The 599-nt window shown below is 55.4% G+C and carries 1 protein-coding gene; it reads left to right on the top strand.

The genetic code is table 11. The annotated features are described in order from the left end of the window. Positions 1-314 precede the first annotated feature (314 nt). Entirely contained in the window at positions 315-536 is a 222-nt protein-coding gene (locus tag ABD059_RS17800) for a helix-turn-helix domain-containing protein (protein ID WP_377959628.1), read from the top strand. Positions 537-599 lie beyond the last annotated feature (63 nt).

Genomic DNA, 599 nt, shown 5'->3' with positions numbered 1-599 from the left:
ACTACAGTTACCAACAGCCAGCCATGGCAGCGTAGAGAAAACCATCAAATCCGCCGTCCGAAATCACCACAGCAGCTCAGTCGCTTCTCCACTGCGTCTTGACCGTTCAGGGCAGGGAGGTCGTTGATCAAAGAAGTATCCGTCGAGCTGTGGGGTCCAGCCCGGCTCAACCTTCAATCTGTTGCATTGTGACTATGTCAACCGTAAATGGCCCCGTCAGGGCGGCTTAATTTGGCCCCAGTTGGCGAATACCGAATTTGAGCGTGACTTGATTGTGGAGAGGACTCAGGAAGGGCGGTTGGCCGCTCACAGCCGTGGCCCCGGGAGGACGGAAGCTGGGTTCGGGCCCAACGCAGATTGGTCGGGCCCGAACCATGATTGAGTCTGGCAGCTACACCACGCAACAGATCGCAGCCACTTTCAAAGTCTCACGAGCCACTCTGTATCGGAATCTGAGCAAGACAGCGGACCGCCACCATGGTGACGATCCGCTGATGTTCTTTTGTTATGAGTTCTTTTGGTTGGGCCCCCGTTAGCAGTCCAGCGTCTATGCGATAGCTGATTGGTTTTCTTGCGTCCAGTTTTCCCAGTAGCGGTTG

This window comes from Arthrobacter flavus (genome assembly GCF_039526005.1).
GTDB classification, from domain to species: domain Bacteria; phylum Actinomycetota; class Actinomycetes; order Actinomycetales; family Micrococcaceae; genus Arthrobacter_D; species Arthrobacter_D flavus.
This window is presented reverse-complemented; position numbering and strand designations above follow the sequence as displayed.